Source organism: Oerskovia enterophila, assembly GCF_001692445.1.
Taxonomy (GTDB): Bacteria; Actinomycetota; Actinomycetes; order Actinomycetales; family Cellulomonadaceae; genus Oerskovia; species Oerskovia enterophila.
The window spans coordinates 16,532-39,638 of record NZ_MAQA01000037.1 but is presented as its reverse complement, the minus strand read 5'-3'; the positions used below and the strand labels follow the sequence as shown (position 1 = coordinate 39,638).

General features: G+C 72.5%; 15 protein-coding genes. 13 read left to right on the top strand and 2 right to left on the bottom strand.

Features of this window, described 5'->3' with window-relative positions:
• Positions 1 to 115: 115 nt before the first annotated feature.
• Complete coding sequence (locus OERS_RS14360) at positions 116 to 4,141, top strand: NPCBM/NEW2 domain-containing protein (RefSeq protein WP_068626447.1); 4,026 nt, start codon at positions 116 to 118, stop codon at positions 4,139 to 4,141.
• 402 nt (positions 4,142 to 4,543) lie between these two features.
• Here OERS_RS14360 and OERS_RS22275 read toward each other — a convergent pair whose 3' ends face one another.
• Positions 4,544 to 5,116, bottom strand: coding sequence for a TetR/AcrR family transcriptional regulator (locus tag OERS_RS22275; protein ID WP_068626445.1), 573 nt, complete (start codon positions 5,114 to 5,116; stop codon positions 4,544 to 4,546).
• 196 nt (positions 5,117 to 5,312) lie between these two features.
• On the opposite strand from OERS_RS22275, the gene OERS_RS14350 reads away from it, so the two are divergent.
• The 11 genes from OERS_RS14350 to OERS_RS14300 all read left to right on the top strand — a co-directional run bounded on the left by OERS_RS14350 (position 5,313) and on the right by OERS_RS14300 (position 19,814).
• Positions 5,313 to 6,800, top strand: a complete 1,488-nt coding sequence (locus OERS_RS14350; protein WP_068626473.1) for an MFS transporter — start codon at positions 5,313 to 5,315, stop codon at positions 6,798 to 6,800.
• A gap of 68 nt (positions 6,801 to 6,868) precedes the next feature.
• Complete coding sequence (locus OERS_RS14345) at positions 6,869 to 8,827, top strand: metallophosphoesterase family protein (RefSeq protein ID WP_068626443.1); 1,959 nt, start codon at positions 6,869 to 6,871, stop codon at positions 8,825 to 8,827.
• Positions 8,828 to 8,912: 85 nt separating this feature from the next.
• A complete protein-coding gene (locus OERS_RS14340) occupies positions 8,913 to 9,638 on the top strand; it encodes a YceI family protein (RefSeq protein ID WP_068626441.1) in 726 nt (241 codons plus the stop codon).
• Between the two features lie 117 nt (positions 9,639 to 9,755).
• Complete coding sequence (locus OERS_RS14335) at positions 9,756 to 10,697, top strand: metal ABC transporter substrate-binding protein (protein ID WP_248948585.1); 942 nt, start codon at positions 9,756 to 9,758, stop codon at positions 10,695 to 10,697.
• 53 nt (positions 10,698 to 10,750) lie between these two features.
• Positions 10,751 to 11,650: a metal ABC transporter ATP-binding protein gene (locus tag OERS_RS14330; RefSeq protein WP_083201485.1), complete on the top strand. Its 900-nt coding sequence runs from the start codon at positions 10,751 to 10,753 to the stop codon at positions 11,648 to 11,650.
• Positions 11,647 to 12,549 (top strand): metal ABC transporter permease, encoded by a 903-nt coding sequence (locus OERS_RS14325; protein WP_068626436.1) that lies wholly within the window; start codon positions 11,647 to 11,649, stop codon positions 12,547 to 12,549. The genes OERS_RS14330 and OERS_RS14325 overlap by 4 nt, the downstream gene beginning before the upstream one ends.
• A 102-nt stretch (positions 12,550 to 12,651) precedes the next feature.
• Complete coding sequence (locus tag OERS_RS14320) at positions 12,652 to 13,356, top strand: metal-dependent transcriptional regulator (protein ID WP_282956068.1); 705 nt, start codon at positions 12,652 to 12,654, stop codon at positions 13,354 to 13,356.
• Between the two features lie 221 nt (positions 13,357 to 13,577).
• Positions 13,578 to 14,759 (top strand): MFS transporter, encoded by a 1,182-nt coding sequence (locus tag OERS_RS14315; RefSeq protein WP_068626471.1) that lies wholly within the window; start codon positions 13,578 to 13,580, stop codon positions 14,757 to 14,759.
• A gap of 102 nt (positions 14,760 to 14,861) precedes the next feature.
• Positions 14,862 to 15,551, top strand: coding sequence for a vitamin K epoxide reductase family protein (locus tag OERS_RS14310; protein ID WP_068626434.1), 690 nt, complete (start codon positions 14,862 to 14,864; stop codon positions 15,549 to 15,551).
• A gap of 254 nt (positions 15,552 to 15,805) precedes the next feature.
• Positions 15,806 to 18,766 carry a leucine--tRNA ligase gene (leuS, locus tag OERS_RS14305; RefSeq protein ID WP_068626432.1) on the top strand — a complete coding sequence of 987 codons (2,961 nt, stop codon included), beginning with the start codon at positions 15,806 to 15,808 and terminating at the stop codon, positions 18,764 to 18,766.
• 136 nt (positions 18,767 to 18,902) lie between these two features.
• On the top strand, positions 18,903 to 19,814 hold the full coding sequence (locus tag OERS_RS14300; protein WP_068626430.1) for an endonuclease domain-containing protein: 912 nt from the start codon (positions 18,903 to 18,905) through the stop codon (positions 19,812 to 19,814).
• Between the two features lie 78 nt (positions 19,815 to 19,892).
• On the opposite strand, the gene OERS_RS14295 is transcribed toward OERS_RS14300, so the two are convergent.
• On the bottom strand, positions 19,893 to 21,806 hold the full coding sequence (locus OERS_RS14295) for a helicase HerA-like domain-containing protein (RefSeq protein WP_068626429.1): 1,914 nt from the start codon (positions 21,804 to 21,806) through the stop codon (positions 19,893 to 19,895).
• Between the two features lie 105 nt (positions 21,807 to 21,911).
• Here OERS_RS14295 and OERS_RS14290 point away from each other — a divergent pair, with 105 nt between their 5' ends.
• Positions 21,912 to 22,766, top strand: coding sequence for a DegV family protein (locus tag OERS_RS14290; protein WP_068626427.1), 855 nt, complete (start codon positions 21,912 to 21,914; stop codon positions 22,764 to 22,766).
• Positions 22,767 to 23,107 lie beyond the last annotated feature (341 nt).

The window sequence follows — 23,107 nt, the reverse complement described above, 5'->3', positions numbered from 1 at the left end:
CATTAGGCAAGGGAGCTCAATGAAACCGGTCGTACAGCGCCGCCCCGCGACCCCCCGTCGCGGCGCACCGCCTTCATCCCGAGTCCTCGCTGCCTCGATCGCCGCACTGGCGCTCGTGGGCACAGGCCTCGTCTCCGTCCCTGCCGGCGCGGCACCCGCCGCGCCGGCAGCGACCTCGCTCGCGGCAGCCGCCGCCCCCAAGCCCGTGACCCCCGAGGTCCCCGTGGATGCGGCGGGCAAGCCGCTCGGGGCGATCACCCAGGTCACGGCCGTCGGCAACAAGGTGACTCTCACGGCGGGCACCGGCGCCTACCGTGTGACGTTCCTCGACGACGAGACGCTGCGCGTCGAGGCCGACCCCTCGGGGACGTTCTCCGACCCGGCGAACACGCCCCAGGGCGACGCGACGCGCACGGCGAACATCGTCGTCGGGCTCGACGAGTTCGCAGGCACCACGCCGACCGTGACCGACGGCGCGACCATCACGCTCGCGACCGCGAAGGTCACCCTGAAGATCGACAAGGCCACGGGCCGCATGACGCTCGTGCGGGCCGACGGCTCGGTGGTCTGGGACGAGTCCGCGCCCCTCTCGTTCGGTGCCTCGTCCGCGACCCAGCACCTGCGCACGGCGTCGGACGAGCAGTTCCTCGGCGGCGGCATGCAGAACGGCCGCTCGATCCACACGGGCGCGACCATCAACATCGCGCGGAACTTCGACTGGGACGACGACGGCTACCCCAACGCGGTGCCGTACTACATGACGTCGAACGGCTACGGAGCGCTGCGCAACACGTTCGCCCGAGGGACCTACGCCTTCACGGAAGAGGCCACGACGACCCACGAGGAGCGGCGCTTCGACGCCTACTACTTCGTCGGCGACTACAAGGGCGCGCTCGACGGGTACACCCAGCTCACGGGCCGCCCCCTCATGCCGCCCGTCTACGCCCTCGAGTACGGGGACGCCGACTGCTACAACCGCTCCAACCCCACGTACTCGTCGTCGGGCTTCGGCGACCCGGAGGGGATCAAGCAGAAGACGCCGCAGGCGGCGATCACGGCCGCGCGCTTCAAGGAGAACGACATGCCGGCGGGCTGGATGCTCGTCAACGACGGCTACGGCTGCGAGTACCAGGACCTGCCGGAGACGGTCGCCCAGATCGCCGAGGACTCGGACCTGGTCACGGGCCTGTGGACCCAGCGGTCGCTCACGAACCAGGAGTACGAGGTCGGCGAGGCGGGCGTGCGCATGCGCAAGCTCGACGTCGCGTGGGTCGGCAACGGCTACCGCATGGCGCTGACGGGCTGCGAGTCCGCCTACAAGGGTTTCGAGGACTACTCGGACGCGCGCGGCACGTCCCTCATGGTCGAGGGATGGGCGGGGTCGCAGCGGTGCGGCATGCAGTGGACGGGTGACCACTCGGGCAACCTCGACGCGGTGCGCTGGCAGATCTCGGCGCTCACGGGGGCCGGGAACTCGGGGCTCGCGTTCAGCACGGGTGACGTCGACGGGATCTTCGGTGGGTCGACGAAGTCCTACGTGCGCGACCTGCAGTGGAAGGCCTTCGCGCCGGCCCTGTACTCGATGAGCGGCTGGGCGTCGGTCGACAAGCGCCCATGGCTCTACGGCGACGAGGCCACCGAGATCAACCGCAAGTACCTCCAGCTGCGGCAGAGGATCATGCCGTACATCTACACGCTCGCGGCCGGGTCCCACGAGACGGGCACGCCCATGATGCGCTCGCTCGCGCTCGAGTACCCGCAGGACCCCATGTCCTACGGGGCCGAGGCGAACAACGAGTTCCTGCTCGGCGAGGACTTCCTCGTCGCGCCCGTGTTCTCCGACTCGGAGATCCGCAACGGGATCTACCTGCCCGAGGGGCGTTGGGTCGACTACTGGACGGGCGACGTGCTCGACGGCGGTCGCGTGCTCAACGGGTACAGCGCCCCGCTCGACACGCTGCCCGTGTTCGTGCGGGCGGGTGCGGTCGTCCCGCAGGGCCTGGTGGCGCGCAACGCGTCGCTCGTGCCCGAGGACTCGGCGATCACGCTCGACGTCTACCCCCAGGGCGACGAGAGCTTCACGCTGTACGAGGACGACAAGCTCACGCGTGCCTACAAGGACGACGCGACGTCGTCCCAGGAGCTCACGGTCTCGGCCCCCGAGCAGGACGGTGGTGACGTGACGGTCACGGTCGGCGAGCGGGTCGGGGACTACGCGGGCAAGGCTGCGGCGCGCCCGTACCTGCTCGACGTCCACACCGGCTCGGCGCCCTCGGGTGTCACGGTCGGGGGAGCGGCGCTCACGCAGGTCGCCGACGCGGCGGCCCTCGAGTCCGCCACGACGGGATGGTTCTACGACGCGTCGGCACCGGGTGGTGTGGTCCGCGTCAAGCTCGGCGCGATCTCGTCCGACGCCTCGGCGACCGTCGTCCTGGCCGGGACCAGCGCGGTCGGCGGCAAGGACTCCGACGCGGGCCGTGCCTCGGTGACCGTGGGCCTCGCGGCCCAGGTCTTCCAGGGGCAGGAGACGACGGCGGAGCTCACCTTCACCAACACCGGGACCAAGGCCAAGACCGACCTGGTCATCGAACCCGTCCTCCCGCAGGGGTGGACGCTCGTGAGCAGCACCGGGACGACGGCGGCCTCGGTCGCGCCGGGGGCGAGCGTGACGGCCCGCGTGGTGGTCTCGCCGGCCGCGGGGTCCGCGGCCGGGCAGCAGACCGTGGGTGCGCGTGCGACCTACCGCGACGCGGCGGGCGACGAGCGCACGGTGGCGGGGGCCAACCAGCTCTACGTCGCCTACGGCACCCTGGCGGCAGCCTTCAACCACGTGTCCGTCACGTCGCTCGCGACCAAGGACGCCGGCAACTTCGACGGCGGGGGAGCCTCCTTCTCGGAGGACGCGCTCGCGGCCGCCGGGGCCACGTGGGGCGAACCCCTGACCGTGACGAGCGGCGACGACACCATCGAGTACACGTGGCCCGCGGCAGCGCCGGGCGTCGCGAACTCGATGGCCCTCGACGGTCAGACGGTCGCGCTCTCGGGCAAGGGGACGCACCTCGCGTTCCTCGGCTCGGCGTCCGCCGGAGCGGGCGTCACTCCCGAGGTGACCATCACCTACGCGGACGGCACCACGTCCAAGCAGTCGTTCTTCTTCCCGAACTGGCTGCTCCAGGGCGGGCTGAACGGGTCGAGCGTCGCGGTCGCGAGCCAGGGCCGCAACAACAAGAACAACCCGGCGGGGTACGAGTACCCGACGTACAAGTACCAGGTCTACTCCGACACCGTGATCCTCAACCCGGCCAAGGAGCTGCGGTCCGTCACGTTCCCGGTGCAGACCAACGCCAAGCTGTTCGCGATGAAGGTCGCCACGCTCGGGCTGCCGGAGGCCCCGCAGGGCACGGTCTGGGCCTCCGACCTCACGTGGACGTCGGCGACCAACGGCTACGGCGTGATCGGCAAGGACGTCGCCAACAAGGACTCGGCCTCCTCTCCGGACAAGCCGCTCGTCATCAACACGACGCCCGACCTCAAGAAGACCTACACCAAGGGGCTGGGCGTTCACGCGGCGTCGAAGATCACGTACTACCTCGGCGGGCAGTGCACGGCGTTCACCGCGGACGTCGGGCTCGAGGACCCCTTCAAGGGGTCGGTGATCTTCAAGGTGGACGTCGACGGCGCCAACCGGTACCAGGGCACCACGTTCCAGGCGGGCTTCCCGACCGAGCAGGTCTCGGTCGACGTCACGGGGGCCCAGTACATCGACCTGGTCGTCGACCCCACGAGCCCGGGCGCCATCAACGGCGCGCACGGCGTGTGGGGCGACGCGAGGTTCACGTGCGCCGAGCCTGCCCCGGAGATCGCCTTCTCGGCCGAGGCCTCGGCCAAGCGCAGCGGCGCCTCGGTGCTCCTGTCGGTGCGCGCCGTCAACGAGGAGGACGTCCCGGTCGACGTCGCCGTCACGACGCCCTTCGGCACCAAGACGTTCGTCGGCGTGCTGCCGGGCAAGAGTGCGAGCCAGAGCTTCAACGCTCGGGCCGCGACGATCCCCGCGAGTGAGGTCACGGTCACCGTGACCAGGACCGTGGACGGGAAGAAGGTGAGCGTCGACCGGACCGTCGCGTACGGCGGGGTCGGCTGACCTGACGAGGGGGACGGGGGTGCCGTCGGGCGGGCCGAGGCTCGACCGACGGCGTCCCCGGACGCCTTGCCGCTGCTCGGAGGTCGGTGCGAACCGACCTCCGGCCTCGTGTCACCCTGGCGGTCAGGGCCGAGACAGTGGAGACTGGCTCGTGGGCCCTCGGGCCCCCTGACCGTCGTCGTACCGGACGCACCACGCTACGGACCGTGGGAGCCCCGGGCGAGGCACGAGGGAATCCCCCGCGCTGCTCGCAGGGCGGGGGTACCGCATAGAGGTGTGCGGGAGGGAGAGGCGCCGGTTGCCACTGGGGGCGAACGGCGCCTCTCGCATGTCCGGCGACGAAGGAGCGCCCTGCCCGACGGCGACGCGCCGCCAGGCCCGTGGCGGGCGGGCCCGGCGGCCTCAGGCGCGCTGTGCGCGCAGCGCGATCATCTGGTCGATCAGGGCGAGCAGGTCGTCGATCGACCCGCCCTGGGGCGTCGCCGCGTTCGCGGGCGAGGCGCCGCTCGCGAAGTGCTCGCTCGCCTGGGCGTAGAGGCCGTCGCCGATGAGCATGATCGCGCGGGTCAGCACAGGGTCGCCGACGACCTCGAGCACGGCCCCGGCCCAGGCGTCGTGCGCGTCGTCGAGCGCGGCGCGTGCCTGCGGGTAGCTGCCCTGAGCGAGCCGCGAGACCGCGACGTAGACGAGCTCGAAGTCGCTGTCCGAGTCGGCCGACGTGCGGATGAAGTAGTCCACGGGGCCCGCGGGAGCTGTGCGCATGGCGTCGACGTCGGCGGCCGTGAGGTCTCGCAGGTGCTCCATGAGCCCCTCGGCCAGCGCGACCTTGGACCCGAAGTGGTAGAGCAGGCCGCCCTTGGACACGCCGGCCTCGGCGGCGACCGCGTCGAGCGTGGTCGCGCGCTCTCCCTGGGTCACGAGCAGGGTGGCGAAGGCCTCGAGGACCTTGGCGCGAGCGGCGGGGGGCGGCGGCATCTTGAAAGTGTACCGACCGGACGGTTACTATACCGTCTGGACGGTTGGCAGTCCGGCGCCACAGCGCCGCCCCAGCCGTCCTCGTACGTGAAAGGACGCTCCCGTGACTCTCGTCCAGGACAACCGGACGCCCCGGGACCCGAACGGCCCCGTCGGCGCACCGCAGGACCCCACGACCCCTACCGGTGGCACGCCCCTGACCCGCAGGCGCCGGTGGGTCGCGCTCGCCGTGCTCATGCTCCCCGTGCTGCTCGTCTCGATCGACAACACGGTGCTGACGTTCGCGCTGCCGCAGATCTCCGAGGTGCTGCGCCCCACGGGGACCCAGCTGCTGTGGATGATCGACATCTACCCGCTCGTGCTCGCGGGCCTGCTCGTCTCGATGGGCTCGTTCGCGGACAGGATCGGCCGGCGCAGGCTCCTGCTCGTCGGCGCGGTCGGGTTCGCTCTGCTCTCCGTCGTCGCGGCCTACGCTCCGAGCGCCGAGGCGCTCATCGCCTCGCGCGCGGGGCTCGGGTTCTTCGGCGCCATGATCATGCCGCCCACGCTCTCGCTGCTGCGCAACATCTTCACCGACCGTGAGGAGCGGCGGCTCGCGATCGCGATCTGGGCAGCGGGCTTCGCCGCGGGCAACGCGATCGGGCCCATCGCCGGCGGGTTCCTGCTCGAGCACGCCTGGTGGGGCTCGGTCTTCCTGCTGGCGGTGCCCGTCCTCGTGCTGCTGCTCGTGCTCGCGCCTGTCTTCGTGCCCGAGTCCAAGGACTCGAACCCCGGCCGCGTCGACGTGGTCTCGATCGTGCTCTCCATGGCGACCATGGCGCCGATCGTGCTCGGGATCAAGACCCTCGCGAAGTCCGGGCCCAGCGCGCTGGCGTTCGGGGCGCTCGTGCTCGGCCTCGTGGCGGGCTGGATCTTCGTGCGCCGTCAGCTCGGGCGCCCGGACCCCATGATCGACGTCCGGCTGTTCCGCAAGGGCGAGTTCTCGGGGGCCGTGGTCATCAACCTGCTCTCGGTCTTCTCGCTCGTGGGCTTCCTGTTCTTCGTGTCCCAGGACGTGCAGCTCGTGCTGGGGCTGAGCCCCATGAAGGCGGGCTACGCCCTCCTGCCGGGCCTGGTCGCGATGGTGGTCGCGGGCCTCCTGGTGGTCCGGGTCGTGCGCAGGGTGCGCCCGTCCCACGTCGTGGCGGTCGCGATCCTGTTCGCCGCCGCGGGGTACGCGATGGTCGCCCTGACCGCGGGGGCGAGCACCCTGACCGGGCTCGTGGTCGCGTTCGTGGTCCTCGCGATCGGGATCGGCGCCGCGGAGACCGTGTCGAACGACCTGATCGTCTCGGCGGTCCCCGCCGACAAGGCGGGCGCCGCCTCGGCGATCTCCGAGACCGCGTACGAGGTCGGGGCCGTGCTCGGCACGGCGGTGCTGGGCAGCATCCTCACGGCCTCCTACCACCGCAACGTCGTCGTGCCCGACGGGGTGCCCGCCGCGGACGCGGCGGCGGCCGCCGAGACGCTCGGCGGCGCCACGCAGGTGGCGCAGACGTTGCCGACCGAGCAGGCGCAGGCGTTGCTCGCCTCGGCGCACGAGGCGTTCGGCAGCGGGGTCGGGACGACGTCCTGGATCGGTTTCGGGCTCATGCTCGTGGCGTCGGTCATCGCGCTGGTGGCCCTGCGCCCCGCCCGGGCGTGAGATTCACCCGGATGCCGGCGAGCGTGCCCGCTGGCATCCGGGCGTCCGATCCGCAAGGGTGAGAGGTGATGAATCGTCCCCGCCGCACCCCGCCCCGCTGGGTCCGTTACACGCTGTCCGTCGTCGCCCTGCTCGTCCCGTGCGTCGTGTTCGGCGTCACCACCGCGACCGCGGACCTCAGCCTGGGCCCGCACGAGGCCCGGTACGAGGTGACGACCGACAGCCTCGTCGTGGTCGACCTCGGCCCGCTCGGCACGCTCGAGATCGACTCGCCGCTCCCGGCGGGTCTCGGCGCACGGATCACGGTCGAGGAGATCCCCGCGGACCTCACGGCGTTCGACCAGGCGACGACCATCGCCGCCCTCACGCAGGACCTCCAGGGCTACCTGCAGTTCTTCGGCGGACCGCAGGACACGATCGAGCAGGTCACGCGCAGCCTCGTGGCCGACGCCGCGCGCCGGACGGGCCTCGCGATCCTCGTGGTCGCGGGCGCGGGCGCGGGGTTCTACCTGCTCCTCGGAGCGGCCCGACGGCGTGAGATCGGCGAGGCGGTCGCGCCGAGGACCTGGGAGATCACCGCGGGCGTCGTCGTGGTCTCGCTCGTCTTCGGTGCGCTGTCCGCCTCGGCCGAGGAGCCCTCGACGACCGACTCGCGCCCCGCATCGGCGGTCTTCGCGGGCACCCCGCTCGAGGGAGCCCGGATCACGGGCCGCCTCGCGGGCGTCGTCGACACCTACGGCGGCATGCTCATGAACGCCTACAAGGACAACGAGGCCTTCTATGCCCGCGCGAACACGGCGCTGGGCGTCGCGTGGGACGAGCGCGACGTGCTCGAGGAGGAGGTCGCCGCCCGGCGGGAGGCCGACGAGCAGGCCGCGCGGGACGCAGCCACCGAACCGCCCGCCGAAGGGCAGCAGGGGGTCGACGGCGGCGTCGCGGGCGTCCCGGCGGGCCCTGCCGACCCGACCGGCGCAGACGGCGCGGCCGAGGACCCGGCCGGCGAGGCGCCGTCGGGCAGCGAGGGCGACCGGGCCGCCGAGGGCGCGGAGGGCTCCGCCGCGCGTCGTGGCGCGACCCCCTCGGCCGGTTCGACCGAGTCGCCGTCCGCGACGCCCGAGGACGAGCTCGTCTCGATGCTCGTGGTGAGCGACCTGCACTGCAACATCGGGATGACCCCGCTGATCCGCACCGCGGCCGAGCGCTCCGGGGCGAGCATCGTGCTCAACGCGGGCGACACGACCATGAACGGCACGAGCGTCGAGCAGTTCTGCGTGAACTCGTTCACGTCCGCTGTCCCGGACGGTGCCACGATGGTCGTCGCGGACGGGAACCACGACAGCGTCGAGACCTCGACGCAGGAGCGCAAGCGAGGCGTCAAGATCCTCGACGGCGACGTGATCGAGGTCGACGGGGTCCGCATCCTCGGAGACCGTGACGCGCTCGAGACGAGGATCGGTGCCGGGTCCAAGGCTGCCCGTCCCGAGACGCCCGCCGAGCAGGCCGAGCGGCTCGCGCAGGCCGCGTGCGACGCCAAGGACGGGATCGACCTCCTGCTCGTGCACTCGCCGCGCGCCGGGAACGAGGCCCTCGAGACGGGCTGCGTCCCGCTGCAGGTCTCGGGGCACACGCACCGCCGCAGCGGGCCCGAGCAGTTCGGTCTGGGCATCCGGTACGTCAACGCGAGCACCGCGGGGGCCGAGTCGGGGGAGCCGACCGTCGGGCCGCTCAAGGGGGTCGCGGAGATGACCGTCCTGCGCTTCGACCCCGTGCTGCGCGAGTTCGTCGACTGGCAGCTCGTGCAGGTCTTCCCCGACGGCTCCGCGCAGGTCGGCCCCCGCGAGGCGTTCCCGGTGCCGGTGCCGGAGGAGGTCCTCGACGGGACCGGCGAGGGCACCGAGGCGCCGGACGGGACGGGGACCGGTGACGGCACCGACGGGACCGGGGCCGTCGACGGTCAGGACGGCTCGGGCGTGACCGACGGGGCGCCCGCCGCGACCATCACGGACGACTCCGCGAAGGAGGAGTGAGGGGCTCGTGCGCGACTCCGACGGAGCGGGTGAATCGACCGGTGCCGGTCCCGACCCCGTCCCCGGACGCGGCAGAATACGCGGTATGAGCAGAGGTGCCCGATGGATCCTCGTCGCGATCGTCGCGGCGCTGGTGATCGTGCTCGCGGGCCCCTACGTGGTCGCTCGGCTCTCGGCCGGCACGGCCCCGCCGCCGCTCGGGCTCCAGACACCGGGGGAGACGATCTCCCCGACGGCCACACCCGACCCTGGCCCGTTCAACCCCGACGGCACCTGGGTCGTGGGCGCCGGGTCGCAGGCGGGCTATCGGGTGGACGAGGTGCTCAGCGGTGAGAAGGGCACGGTCGTCGGTCGGACGGACGAGGTCGGAGGGACGCTCGTCGTGACGGACGGCGAGCTCGTCCGGGCCGAGATCACGGTCAAGACCGGGTCGATCGCGAGCAGCAGCGTGGTGCGCGACGACGCGTTCCGGCGCCTGCTCGAGACCGACGTCTTCCCCGACGCGGTGTTCATCCTCACCGAGCCCGTCGACCTCGAGGGGGTCGAGGAGCGCGAAGAGCCCCTCACGGTCCAGGCGCGCGGGACGCTGACGATCCGCGACGTGACCGAGCCCGTGACCGTGACGCTCGAGGCGCGGCGCTCGGGCGACGGGGTCCAGGTCAGCGGCGCGATCCCCGTGACCTTCGTCGACTACGGCGTGCACCTGCCCGAGCTGCCGTTCGTGACGGTCGAGCCCTCGGGGACGGTCGAGATGCTGCTCGAGCTCGAGCGCGTCCCAGGGGCGCCGTCTCCGGCGCCAACCTCCCCCTGAGAGCGTTCCTCCCCCTGAGCACGTACGACGAACCCGTTCGGCCCGTCCCGGGGACTCGACGCGGGACCTCCTCCGTGGTTAAAGTTCGGTATGCCGAACTTTCAACTTCGCACAGGGGTGAAAGGCCTCCTCGGAGGCCTGGCAGCCCTGCTCCTCGCCGCGGCGTGCACTGTCGACGCCGCCCAGGGCGAGCCCGCCGGAGCCTCCGCCGACCGACCGGGCCAGGGTGAGGCCGTCGGGCGCCTCGAGGTCCTGACGACCTTCACCGTCCTGGCCGACATGGCCCGCGAGGTCGGGGGGGAGCATGTCGAGGTCTCCTCGCTCACCAAGGTCGGCGCGGAGATCCACGGCTACGAACCCACGCCCGCGGACCTGCGGCGAGCTGCGAGCGCGGACCTGGTCCTCGACAACGGGCTCGGGCTCGAGAAGTGGTTCGAACCCTTCGTCGCACGCCTCGACGCGCCCCACGTCACGGTCTCCGACGGCGTCGAGGTCCTCTCGATCGCCTCGGGTGCGTACGACGGGCGGCCCAACCCGCACGCCTGGATGTCGCCCGTCAACGGCGCGATCTATGCGCGCAACATCGGCGAGGCGTTCGCCGTCGCGGACCCTGCGCACGCTGCGGACTACCGGGCGAACGCGACCGACTACGCCGAGCGCATCGAGGCCGTGGGGCGCGAGCTCGCGGCCGAGGTCGAGCAGGTGCCCGCGGGGTCGCGCGTCCTGGTGACGTGCGAGGGGGCGTTCTCCTACCTGGCGCGTGACGTCGGGCTCGACGAGAAGTTCCTGTGGCCGGTCAACGCCGACCAGCAGGGCACGCCCCAGCAGGTCGCGGGCGTGATCGACCACGTGCGTGACAACGGCGTGCGCGCGGTGTTCTGCGAGACGACCGTCTCGGACTCCGCGCAGCGCCAGGTCGCCGCGGAGACGGGCGCGACCTACGCGGGCACGCTCTACGTCGACTCGCTCTCCCGGCCCGACGGCGCCGTCCCCACCTACCTCGACCTCCTCGCCTACGACGCGCGCGTGATCAGCGAGGGTCTGCGGGGCGAGTCGTGAGCGCGGGCGTCGGGAGCGGTGCGGCGGCACCAGGGACGGACGCGGGGTCGGCTCTGGCCCGGAGCGCTGCACCGGTCGAGCCTGCTGAGCCCGCTGCACCTGCCGCCCTGGCGGTCCGCGGGCTCACTGTCCGCTACCGCGAGACGCTGGCCCTCGAGGACGTCGCCCTCTCGCTCGCCCCGGGCACCGTGACAGGGCTCATCGGGGCCAACGGCTCGGGCAAGTCGACGCTCTTCCGGTCCGTCATGGGCATGACGCGCGGCAGCGGCGTCACCCAGGTGGGCGACGTCCGGATCTACGGCCGGGACGCCGACGCGGCGCGCAAGGACGGGTTCGTGGGATACGTCCCGCAGTCCGAGGACGTCGACTGGTCCTTCCCGGTCGACGTGCGCGACGTCGTGACCATGGGGCGCTACGGGGGGCTCGGACCCACGCGCCGCGCACGCGCCGAGGACCGGCGGGCCGTGGCCGACGCCCTGGAACGCGTGGGGCTCGCCGACCTCGCGCACCGGCAGATCGGGAGGTTGTCGGGCGGGCAGCGCAAGCGCGTCTTCGTGGCGCGCGCGATCGCGCAGGGCGCGCGGCTGCTGCTGCTCGACGAGCCCTTCGCCGGGGTCGACAAGGTCTCGGAGGCGCAGATCACCTCGGTGCTCCGGAGCCTCGCCGCCGCGGGGTGCGCCGTGCTCGTCTCGACGCACGACCTCGCGTCGCTGCCCGACCTCGTGGACGACGCGATCCTCCTCCAGCGACGCATCATCATGACCGGGCCGCCCGACGTGGTGCTGCGCCCCGAGAACCTCGCGCGCACGTTCGGGATCGACCCGCTCGCGTCGGCGCGCCGCGAAGGTGCGAGCGACAGCTCGGGTGCCTCGACCACCACCTCTGGTGTCGCCGACGACGGCTCGGCCGTCGCCGACCCGTCCGACGCCCCGTCCGAAGGAGCAGCCCGTTGAACCCCGTCGACCTTCTCGCGAGCGCGGGGGACTGGCTCGCCGCGCCGCTCGGGTACGAGTTCGTCCAGCGCGCGTTGCTCGTCGCGGTCGTCGCGAGCATCGTGTGCGCGCTCCTGAGCTGCTGGCTCATCATGATCGGCTGGTCGCTGCTGGGCGACGCGGTGTCGCACGCGGTGCTGCCGGGCGTGGTCCTGTCGTACGTGGTGGGGGTGCCGTTCGCGATCGGGGCGCTCGTGTTCGGGGTCGGTGCGGTCGCGCTGATCGGGACCGTGCGCGACACGAGCCGGCTCAAGGAGGACGCGGCGATCGGCGTGGTCTTCACGACGCTCTTCGCGATCGGGATCGTGCTCATCTCGGTGACCCCGAGCCAGATCGACCTGGGGCACATCCTGTTCGGCAACATGCTGGGCATCACCGACACGGACCTGTGGCAGGTCGTGGTCCTGGGCGCGCTGACGACCGTGGTGCTCGTGCTCAAGCGGCGCGACCTGACGCTGTTCGCGTTCGACCCCGTGCACGCGCACGCCGTCGGGATCTCGCCGCGGCGGCTGTCAGCGCTGCTCCTGGGGTCGCTCGCGCTGACCGTGGTGGTCGCGCTCCAGGCGGTCGGGGTCGTGCTCGTGGTGGCCCTGGTCATCACGCCGGGCGCGACGGCCTACCTCCTGGTCGACCGGATGTCGCGCATGCTCGTGGTCGCGCCGCTCGTCGCGGTCGGGTGCGCCGTCGTGGGGATCTACGCGAGCTACTACCTCGACACCGCGAGCGCCGCGACGATCGTGGTGGCGCAGGGCATCGTGTTCGCGGTCGCGTACGTGGTGCACCTGGCGCGCCGCCCGCGCGTCGTGCCGTCCTCCGGCCCGACGGCGGAGCGCGAGCGCGCGGAGCTGGTCGCGGGGTGAGGTGACCGGGGTGTGGCGAGGGGGCGGGCGCCGGGTGCGCGCCGGCGTCCGGACCTCGGTCCTCCCGGCCCCGGGGGAGGGCCGTGAAATAGAGTGGGCGCCGTGGACCATCCCCTCGACCTGACCTCCGTCGCCCAGGACTACCTCAAGGTGGTGTGGTCCGCGCAGGAGTGGTCCGACGAGCCGGTGACCACCAAGCTCCTCGCGGACCGGCTCGGCGTCGGGGCCTCGACCGTCTCGGAGACCGTGCGCCGCCTGTCGTCGCAGGGGCTCCTGGTGCACGCGCGCTACGGTGCGATCGAGCTCACGGACCTCGGGCGATCGCACGCGGTCGCGATGGTCCGTCGGCACCGGATCCTCGAGACGTACCTGGTCTCGGAGCTGGGCTACTCGTGGGACGAGGTCCACGACGAGGCCGAGGTGCTCGAGCACGCGGTCTCGGACCTGATGCTCGACCGCATCGACGCCCTGCTCGGCCATCCCACGCGCGACCCGCACGGCGACCCGATCCCCACGGCGTCCGGGTTCGTCCCGCGTCCGGCGGCGATCCGGCTCTCGGAGCTCGACGCGGGGGCGTGCGCGGTCGTGGCGCGGATCTCGGACTCGGACCCGGACGTGTTGCGCTACCTGGCCGAGCTGGGCCTGGGCCTCGACGCCGAGGTCCGCGTGCACGAGCGGCGCGAGTACGCGGGCACCATGGCGATCACGTGGGGGAGCGACGCGAGCCCGGTCCACCTGGGACTGCCGGCGGCGTCGCGTGTGTGGGTCGTGCCCGCGCCTCTCGCCACGGACTCCGCCCCGGTCTAGACTGACGGTCTTCCCGCATCACGCTGCCGATGGCGCCGGCGCTGCGTTCGAAACGATTCGATCCTTGCAACGACACCCTTGAAGGGGGCGCCTTGACCGTCGACAGCACCGGCCTGCCCGGGACGACCGACACCCGCTCCGACGCGCCCGTCCCGGGCGCGCCCCGCCGTCGGGCACGCACCGGCGGTGCACCCCGCGGCACCCGGACCGCGGGCCTCGCGCTGCTCGCGCTCGCCGTGGGCGGCTTCACGATCGGCACCACCGAGTTCGCGACCATGGGCCTGCTGCCCGACATCGCGACCGCGTTCGACGCCTCCATCCCCCTGACCGGGCACGCGATCACGGCCTACGCCGTGGGCGTCGTGGTCGGCGCGCCGCTCCTGACCGTGCTCGCCGCGCGCGTCTCGCGCAAGAAGCTCCTCGTGGGCCTCATGCTCGCCTACACGCTCGGCAACGTGCTGTCCGCCGCGGCCCCCAGCCTCGAGTGGCTCATCGCGGGCCGGTTCTTCGCCGGACTGCCGCACGGTGCGTTCTTCGGCGTCGGGGCGGCCGTCGGGGCCGCCGTGGCGGGCCCCGGACGCCGCGGCCACGCCGTCGCCATGATGATGACGGGGCTGACCGTCGCGAACGTCGTGGGCGTGCCGCTCTCGACCTACGCCGGGCAGGTGCTCGGGTGGCGCGCGGCGTTCGTGCTCATCGGCGTCCTGGGCGGGATCACGCTCCTTGCCCTGTGGCGCTGGGTCCCGGCCGGGTCCGGCGACACCGGGTCGAGCGTGGGCCAGGAGCTCGCGGCGCTCAAGAACGGCGCGCTCTGGATCAGCTTCGTGGGTGGGGCGATCGGGTTCGGCGGCATGTTCGCGGTCTACTCCTACGTCGCCCCGACCATGACCGAGGTCACCGGGCTCTCGCTCGGCGTGGTCCCGGTGGTGCTCGCGATCTTCGGCCTGGGCATGACGCTCGGGACGGTCGTCGGGGGCAGGCTCGCGGACAAGGACGTCATGCGCACGGTCTGGATCGGGTTCGGGTCCACGGCCACGGCCCTCGTCGCGTTCGCGCTCACGGGCCAGAGCCCCGTGCCCGCGGTCGCGGCCCTGTTCCTGCTGGGCGTGACCTCCCAGATCCTGGGGCTCGCGCTCCAGACCCGCCTCATGGACCTCTCACCGGACGCCCCCTCGCTCGGCGCCGCGCTGTGCCACTCGGCGCTCAACGTGGGCAACGCCAACGGGGCGTTCCTCGGCGGTCTCGTGATCGCCGCGGGCTGGGGCTACCTCGCCCCGGCCTGGACAGGGCTCGCGCTGACGCTCGTGGGGCTCGCGATCATCGTGGCCTTCGGTCGCCAGCACGTCCGCGAGGACGTGGTCCCGGCAGACGCGCCCGTCGAGGAGACGGTCGCCGCGTCCTGAGGTGACGGACCGGCGAGACCTCCAGTCAAACCTCAGAGTTCGCCGGTACCTTGGGCCCACCTGTGTGCCGGAAGTGCACACGCAGACCTCCAGGAGCGGTTCGTGAGCGAGAGCCCCACCCGTCCTTCCCGTGCCGGGCGCACCCCGGCGCCCCGCGCGCAGCGCCCGGACGCAGCCGCAGGGCTGCCCGACGTCGACGCCAAGAACCTCTCGACCCGAGCCTTCGGGTGGGTCCTCGTGGTGGCGGGCGCGGTCGGCCTGGTCGGCGCCGCCTGGCTCGCGATCGAGAAGTACCTCAAGCTCGTCGACCCGAACCACGTCGCGTCGTGCTCGCTCAACCCGTTCCTCGACTGTGGTCCCGCGATGGCGTCGTGGCAGGGCACCCTGCTCGGGTTCCCCAACCCCTACCTCGGGGTCGCGGCGTTCCCCGTGGTCATGACGATCGGCGTCGTGGTGCTGACCGGTGCGCGTCTGCCGCGCTGGTTCTGGCTCACGATGCTCGCCGTCACGACGGTCGCGATAGGGCTCATCGTCTTCCTCGTGTGGACGAGCCTCTACGTGCTCGTCGTGCTCTGCCCCTTCTGCATGGTCGTGTGGGCCGCGATGATCCCGCTGTTCTGGTACCAGGTCGTGCACGCCGTGCAGGAGGGGTACCTCCCGGTCGGCGAGGGCGCGAAGCGGCTGGTCGTCGACAACCGCGGGATCCTGCTCGCCGTGATGTACGTCCTCCTCGTGGCCTGGGTCTTCCTGGAGATGGGCCCCACGATCGTCACCTACCTCCAGAGCACCTGATCGGCGGCCGGAGGGGCCGGACGGCCCTCGGCAGCACCTGACAGGTCCAGAACCCACCGGGCCGGTGGCCGGCACCACCGGCCCGGTGACCCGCCCCCGCTCGCCCGGGAGACCCGAACGGACGGCGACCGGGTAGCGCGGGGTGCGCTGCGCCGTCGGGCCGGTCACACCCCGGCGGGCGGCGACCGGAGCACCCCGTGCCCAGCAGCGAAGACGCTGCCGGGCGCCCCCGTGCCGAACGGTAAACTCGCGGGGTGAGCACGCCAGAGAACCCCGCCCCCGAGAACCCCGCCGAGTCCGCGCACACCGCCCCCGCGGCCTCGCTCGAGACGACCTCCCACCGCTACACGCCCGCCCTCGCGCAGGACATCGAGCTCCGGTGGCAGGACGCGTGGGAGGAGCGCGGCACGTTCTTCGCGGCCAACCCCTCGGGGCACCTCACCGACGGCGAGGGCAGGCACGCCGACGGCCGCTCGCCGTACTTCATCATGGACATGTTCCCGTACCCTTCGGGCGCGGGCCTGCACGTGGGCCACCCGCTCGGGTACATCGCGACCGACGTCGTCGGACGCTTCCGACGCATGTGTGGCGACAACGTGCTGCACGCGCTGGGCTACGACGCGTTCGGCCTGCCCGCCGAGCAGTTCGCGGTGCAGACCGGTCAGCACCCGCGCGTCACGACCGAGGCCAACATGGCCAACATGAAGCGCCAGCTGCGCCGCCTCGGCCTGGGGCACGACTCGCGCCGCTCGTTCGCGACGATCGACCCCGAGTACATCCGCTGGACCCAGTGGATCTTCCTGCAGATCTTCGAGGCCTGGTACGACGAGGACGCCGAGCGTCCCGACGGCGGCACGGGCCGTGCGCGCCCCATCACCGAGCTCGTGGCCGAGTACGCCGCGGGTACGCGTGCCGTCCCCGGCCACCCCGAGGGCACCCGCTGGGATGACCTCGACCGCGTCGCGCAGCGCGCCGTGATCGACCCGCAGCGCCTGGCCTACGTGTCCGAGTCGCCCGTGAACTGGGCGCCGGGCCTGGGCACCGTGCTCGCGAACGAGGAGGTCACGTCCGACGGTCGCTCCGAGCGCGGCAACTTCCCCGTCTTCCAGCGCAGCCTGCGCCAGTGGAACATGCGCATCACGGCGTACGCGGACCGCCTGGCCGACGACCTGGACCTCATCGACTGGCCGGAGAAGGTCAAGTCGATGCAGCGCAACTGGATCGGTCGCAGCGAGGGCGCCACCGTGCGCTTCGCGATCGACGGTGCGATCGGCGGGAGCAGCCCCGTCGGCGACGTCGAGGTCTTCACGACGCGCCCCGACACCCTGTTCGGCGCGACGTTCATGGTCGTCTCGCCCGAGCACCCGCTGCTCGACGAGGTCCCGGCCGAGTGGCCCGACGGCACGCACGACGTCTGGACCGGCGGGCACGCGACCCCGATCGACGCCGTCGCGGCCTACCGCAAGGAGGCCGCCGCCAAGACCGCGGTCGAGCGCCAGGCCGACGCGGGCAAGAAGACCGGCGTGTTCACGGGCCACCTCGCCGTGAACCCCGTCAACGGTGTGCTCATCCCCGTGTTCACCGCGGACTACGTCCTCATGGGCTACGGCACGGGCGCCATCATGGCGGTCCCCGGCGGCGACGAGCGCGACCACGCGTTCGCCGAGGCCTTCGAGCTGCCCGTGGTCCGCACGGTCGCGGCCCCCGAGGACCACGAGGGCGCCTGGACCGGCGACGGCGAGATCGTCAACTCGTCCAACGACGAGATCTCGCTCGACGGCCTGAGCGTGCCCGACGCCAAGCGCGCCATGATCGAGTGGCTCGAGGCCAAGGGCATCGGCAGCGGCACCGTGACCTACCGCCTGCGCGACTGGCTCTTCAGCCGTCAGCGCTACTGGGGCGAGCCGTTCCCCATCGTCTACGACGAGAACGACCAGCCCATCGCGCTGCCGGACTCGCTGCTGCCCGTCAACCTCCCCGAGGTCCCGGACTACTCGCCGCGCACCTACGAGCCGGACGACGCCGACTCCTCGCCCGAGCCGCCGCTGGGCCGCAACGAGGACTGGGTCAACGTCACGCTCGACCTGGGCGACGGCCCCAAGACCTACCGCCGCGACACCAACACCATGCCCAACTGGGCAGGGTCGTGCTGGTACTACCTGCGCTACCTCGACCCGGCGGATACCGAGCACATGGCCTCGCCCGAGCTCGAGAAGTACTGGACCGGCCCCGGGCACAACGCCACGGCCGGGCCCGCGGGCGGTGTCGACCTGTACGTGGGCGGCGTCGAGCACGCCGTGCTGCACCTGCTCTACGCGCGCTTCTGGCACAAGGTGCTCCTGGACCTGGGGCACGTGACCAGCACCGAGCCGTTCCACAAGCTCTTCAACCAGGGCTATGTGCAGGCCTATGCGTACACCGACTCGCGTGGCGCGTACGTGCCCGCGGAAGAGGTCGTCGAGGAGAGCAGCGGCGATGAGGTCCGGTACCTGTGGAAGGGCGAGCCCGTCAACCGTGAGTACGGGAAGATGGGCAAGTCGCTCAAGAACGTCGTGACGCCCGACGACATGTACGAGGCCTACGGCGCCGACACGTTCCGCGTGTACGAGATGTCCATGGGACCGCTCGACCTGTCGCGCCCCTGGGACACGCGCGCGGTCGTCGGCTCGCAGCGCTTCCTGCAGCGGCTGTGGCGCAACGTCGTGTCCGAGGACTCGGGCGAGACGACGGTCTCGGAGGAGCCCGCGGAGGTCGCGACCCTGCGCCTGGTCCACCGCACCATCGCCGACGTGCGCGTCGAGATGGAGCACATGCGCTCCAACACGGCGATCGCCAAGCTCATCGCGCTCAACAACCACCTCACGGGCCTGGACCGGGTGCCCCGCGAGGCGATCGAGCCGCTGATCCTCATGGTCGCGCCCATCGCGCCGCACATCGCGGAGGAGCTGTGGTCCCGGCTCGGTCACCCGCAGTCGCTCGCGCACGAGCCCTTCCCGGTCGCGCTCGACGAGTACCTGGTCGAGGACACCGTGACGTGCGTCGTGCAGGTCCAGGGCAAGGTCCGCAGCCGGCTCGAGGTCTCGCCCTCGATCGGGGACGACGAGCTGCGTGAGCTGGCCCTGGCGGACGCGAACGTGCAGCGCACGCTCGACGGGCGCGGGATCCGCACGGTGATCGTGCGGGCGCCCAAGCTCGTGAACGTGGTCCCGGCCTGACGTTCGTCGCTTGAGTGCGTGATTCGGCTGCGACTCGCCGGGCGTGTCGCAGCCGGATCACGCACTCGACGGCAGGTTGTCCACAGATGACCGCATGACCCACCCCTGGGCGTGCGAAAGGCGGCATCGTGGCGGCATGTCGAACCCTCAGGTGCCGTCCGTCGTGCTCCGGTCGCGGGACGCCGCGAGCCACGGACTGACACGCCACGAGCTCGGTCGGCCCTGGTGGGAGGCCCCGACCCGCGGCGTCCGCGTACCGGCGGGCAGCATCGACGGCATCGCCGCTCGGTGCCGGGCTGCGCTCGAGATCCTGCCGTCCGCTGCGGCGTTCAGCCACGTCACGGCACTACGGCTCCTCGGGATCGAGGTGCCCTGGCGGCTGGACCGGTCGTCGGCCGAGGCGGGTGGTGGGCCGGGGGAGCGGCTGCACGTCGTCGTGCCACGCAGGGACCTGCGACCGCAGCGCGACGACCTGGTGGCTCACACCTGCACCCAACCGGCTCTCGCCGTCACGACGTGGCACGGGATCCCGGTCACCACTCCGGCGCAGACGTGGCTGCACCTCTCGCACGGGCTGAGCGTGAACGAGCTGGTCGTCCTCGGAGACGCCATGACACGCCGGAAGGACCCTGCGACCTCGGTCGTCGAGATGCGCAGGCTCCTCGGGAGCAGCCACAGGATGCGGGGACTTGCGGCGTCGCGGGTGGCGATCGAGCACGTCGTCGGCGGAACCGACTCGTCGATGGAGTCGCGGACCCGGATGATCCTGGTCGACGCAGGGCTGCCGTGCCCGGAGGTCAACGTGCCCGCCCTGGACCGGGCGGGATCTTTCCTCGCCCTCCCGGACATGTCCTACCCGGCGCTCCGGATCGCGATCGAGTACGACGGGGACGTCCACCGCACCGACCCCGGGACGTGGCGACGTGACGTCGAGCGTCGACAGCGGCTCGAGGAGGCGGGCTGGTTGATCATCACGGTCACGGCCGACGACGTGATGCGACACCCCGAGAGGTTCATCCGGCGGGTGCGGGCGGCCTTGGCCCGTTGAGTGCATGATTCGGCTGCGACTCGCCGGGCGTGTCGCAGCCGAATCACGCACTCGACGGCGGGCCGGGGAGCCCTGGGCTCACCGCCGCCGCGTCCCGAACACCGTCCGCGTGATCTCCCGGCCGAGCTGCGTCGCCATCGACCCCAGGAACTTGTCGAGCCCCGACGACGCGGTCGACTTCCGGGCCGTGCTCGTCCGCGTCCCGCTCCCGGCGCGCGCCGCGTCCCGTTCGAGCTTGGCGCGCATCTTCTCGAGCTCGTCGGCCTGCTTCTTGGCCGCCTTGTCGGCCTCCTTCTGGGCGGCCTCCTGCTCCTTGGCTAGCTGCTCGGCGAGCTCCGCCTGCTCGGCCGCGGCGTGCTGCGCGGCAATGCGCGCGGTGAGCAGCTCGTACGCCGACTCGTTGTCGACCGCCTCGGCGTACCGCGCGGCGAGCGGCGACCCCGCCACGATCCCGTCGATCACGGTCTCGGGCGCCGGCTCCATGGACGACTGGGGCGCCCGGACCCGGGTCCAGGCGACCGGCGTGGGGGCGCCCTTCTCGGTCAGCACCGTGACCACGGCCTCGCCGGTCCCGAGCGACTGGAGCAGCTGTTCCAGGTCGTACGGCGACGTGGGGAACGTCCGCACGGCCGCCCGCAGGGCCGCGGCGTCGTCGGGCGTGAAGGCGCGCAGCGCGTGCTGGACCCGGTTGCCGAGCTGAGCCAGGACGTCGGCGGGCACGTCCTTGGGGCTCTGCGTCACGAAGAACACGCCCACGCCCTTGGAACGGATGAGGCGCACGGTCTGCACGACCTGCTGGAGGAACTCCTTGGACGCGCCCGTGAAGAGCAGGTGCGCCTCGTCGAAGAAGAACACGAGCTTGGGCTTGTCGAGGTCGCCGACCTCGGGCAGGTCCTGGTACAGGTCCGCGAGCAGCCACATGAGGAACGTCGAGAAGAGCGCGGGCCGGTCCTGGACGGCGGGCAGCTCGAGCGCCGAGACGGTGCCGCGGCCGTCGGACGCGACGCGCAGGAGCTCGGTCGTGTCGAACGCGGGCTCGCCGAAGAACACGTCCGCCCCCTGTGCCTGCAGCGTCACGATCTCGCGCAGGATGACCCCGGCCGTGGCCGCGGACAGCCCGCCGATGCCCTTGAGCTCGGCCTTGCCGTCGTCCGAGGTGAGGTACGCGATGGTCGACTGCAGGTCCTTGAGGTCGAGCAGCGCGAGGCCCTGCGTGTCGGCCCAGTGGAAGATCAGGCCCAGGCTCGACTCCTGCGTGTCGTTGAGCCCGAGCACCTTGGACAGCAGCAGGGGCCCGAAGTCGCTCACGGTCGTCCGGATCGGGATGCCCTTGCCGAGCCCGCCGAGCGAGTAGAACTCGACCGGATAGGTGGTCGGCTTCCAGTCCTGCCCGATGCTCGCGGTCCGCTCGAGGATCTTCTCGCCGCTCGCGCCGGGCACCGCGAGCCCGGACAGGTCGCCCTTGATGTCGGCGACGAACGTCGGCACCCCGGCGTCGGAGAGTCCCTCGGTCATGCCCTGCAGCGTCTTGGTCTTGCCCGTGCCGGTGGCCCCGGCGACGAGCCCGTGCCGGTTGAGCATCGCGAGCGCGAACCCGACCTGGACGTCGGCGCGTGGGACGGGGTCGCCGGGCGTCCGGTCGGGCGCTTCGAGCAGCGCGCCGAGCGCGAGCGTCCCGCCCTTGGTGGCGTAGCCCGCGGCGACCTCGGCGGGGTACCCCTCGAGCGGCCCGGGGGAGGTGCCCGACGGCGGAGCGTCCGCGGGTGCGGCGCTCGCTTCGGCGGTTGCCTCGGACCTGGTCGGGTCGGCGGGTCCCGACGGTGCGCCAGCGGCTGACGCCTCCGGGGCCGACGAGGCTGCAGCGGCCTGCGCCGCCTCGAGCGCGGCCTGGGCCGCGGCTGCCTTCGCCTCGGCCGCCTCGGCGGCTGCCTGTGCGGCGGCGGCCTTCAGTGCGGCGAGCTCTGCGGGGGAGGGGGCTGCGTCGTCGGGCATGTCTCGGATCCTAGGGCGGCGCCGGGGTGAGCGCGCGGCGCACGCACGCCCTCGCGGGCCGACCGCGTGCGACCGCAGGGGCACGCCACGTAGGATCTCCCGAAGATGAGTCCTGCCAAGCCTCCGGCCGTCCACGTCGTCACGGACTCGACCGCCTCCCTTCCCCCGGGTGACCGCCCGTCCCTGTCCGTGGTGCCGCTGCAGGTGCTGGTCGGTGACGAGACGTTCCTCGAGGGCGTCGACGTGTCACCCGACGACGTCGCCGCCAGGATCGGCTCGGGCCAGCGCGTCACGACCTCCCAGCCGACGCCGCACGCCCTGGTGCAGGCCTACGAGGCGGCGGCCCGTGCGGGGGCGCGCTCGGTCGTCTCGATCCACCTCTCGGGAGACCTGTCGGGCACCGTGCACGCGGCGGCCCTCGCGGCGACGCGGTCGCCGATCCCGGTGCGCGTCGTGGACTCCCGGACCGTGGCCATGGGCCTGGGGTTCGCGGCGCTGGCCGCGGCCGACTCCGCGGCGGCCGGTGCGACGATCGACGAGGTGGCCCGGCGGGCGATCGGGGTCGCCGACTCGAGCCGCGCGATCTTCATGGTCGACTCGCTCGAGCACCTGCGGCGCGGCGGACGCCTGGGGGCCGCGGCGGCTGCGCTCGGCACGGTGCTGGGCGTGCGCCCGCTCCTCGCGGTGCGCGACGGTCGGATCGAGGTGATCCAGAAGGTCCGGACCCGGGCCGCGGCGGTCGAGCGGCTCGTGCACGTCGCCGTCGAGTCGGTCGAGCGGCGCACCGAGCCCGAGCTCGCGGTCCACTTCCTGGGGGACGACGCCGCGGCGACCGAGGTCGCCGAGCGGCTGCTCGACGCAACCGGGGTGCGGGCTGCGGTGACTCCTGTGAGCGCGGTCGTGGGCGTGCACGCGGGACCGGGAGTCCTGGCGATCGTCGTGGCCGACCGCGCGACCTGAGGCTCTGGGCGGTGTCTGGCCGTGCACAGGCGGGTTCGAAGGTACCTCCTCCACAGGTGATCCCTGATGCCCCGCGAGGCGTGAGCGGACGCGCCTAGCGTGCCGGGGTGACCTTCTCCCGCGTGCGCCGCCCGCACGACCCGACGCCTGCTGACCCGCTCGCCGAGCCGCCGGGCGAGGACGGCGCGGCCCGGCTGCGAAGGCTGCGGAGCGTCCCGGGTGCGGCCCCCGGGCCCGCGGCCGTCGGGGGTGCCTCGGCCCCGTCGGTGCGGGGGGCCGAGCCTGCGGACGGCTTCTCGTCCGTGACTCTCGACCCGGACCTGAGGCCGGAGGAGCGGCAG

Excerpts from the sequence above, each read along its gene's own strand:
- OERS_RS22275 (WP_068626445.1), bottom strand. The coding sequence starts at position 5,116 with ATGCCGCCGCCCCCCGCCGCTCGCGCCAAGGTCCTCGAGGCCTTCGCC.
- OERS_RS14340 (WP_068626441.1), top strand. The coding sequence starts at position 8,913 with ATGAGCAGAGGTGCCCGATGGATCCTCGTCGCGATCGTCGCGGCGCTG.
- OERS_RS14300 (WP_068626430.1), top strand. The coding sequence starts at position 18,903 with ATGTCGAACCCTCAGGTGCCGTCCGTCGTGCTCCGGTCGCGGGACGCC.
- OERS_RS14290 (WP_068626427.1), top strand. The coding sequence starts at position 21,912 with ATGAGTCCTGCCAAGCCTCCGGCCGTCCACGTCGTCACGGACTCGACC.
- OERS_RS14345 (WP_068626443.1), top strand. The coding sequence starts at position 6,869 with ATGAATCGTCCCCGCCGCACCCCGCCCCGCTGGGTCCGTTACACGCTG.
- OERS_RS14295 (WP_068626429.1), bottom strand. The coding sequence starts at position 21,806 with ATGCCCGACGACGCAGCCCCCTCCCCCGCAGAGCTCGCCGCACTGAAG.